We start from the raw sequence: 515 nt of genomic DNA, 5'->3' as shown, positions 1-515 counted from the left end.
GCCGTGACCAGGTCGACCGCGAACGCCGTCTCCTCAAGGGTGTCGGTACCGTGGGTGATCACGATTCCGGCCACCTCGGGCTCGGCCAGCACCTCCTGGATGCGGGCGGCCAGACGCCACATCCTTCGCGGGTCCATGTCCCAGCTGTTGATCCGGTCGAGGTCGACCGCCGGCTCGACCGAGATGCCCGCCGGCACGTCGCATCCGTCGAGCAGCTCCGCGACCGAGCGCCGGGCGATCAGCTGACCGTCCGCTCCCGATGCGGACGCGATGGTGCCGCCGGTGCCGAGGAGCGCGACACGAGTCGTTCCCATGCGTCAGACTCCGAGATGCTGTTCGAGCCGACCGCTGTCCGCAAGAGTGTCGAGCAGACCTTCGGCGATCACCTGACCGCCCTCCAGCAGGAGACAGCGCCCGGCCATGCTCCGCACCATCGGCACGTTCTGCTCCACGACCACGGTCGTCAGTCCCTCGTTCCGGTTGATGTCCACGATGTTCTGGGCGATCTGCTGTAC

The 515-nt window shown here is 67.8% G+C and carries 1 protein-coding gene and 1 pseudogene; both read right to left on the bottom strand.

Translation table 11 applies throughout. The annotated features are described in order from the left end of the window. The coding region (locus TN53_RS42135; RefSeq protein WP_046264194.1) for an asparaginase domain-containing protein at positions 1-314 on the bottom strand (314 nt) is incomplete at its 3' end. Positions 315-317: 3 nt separating this feature from the next. Next, positions 318-515: pseudogene (locus TN53_RS42130) on the bottom strand (hypothetical protein); the annotation flags it as partial.

Source organism: Streptomyces sp. WM6386 (genome assembly GCF_000972385.1).
Lineage (GTDB): Bacteria > Actinomycetota > Actinomycetes > Streptomycetales > Streptomycetaceae > Streptomyces.
Note: the sequence above shows the minus strand (reverse complement) of the source record. Positions and strands in the feature narration are given on the sequence as shown.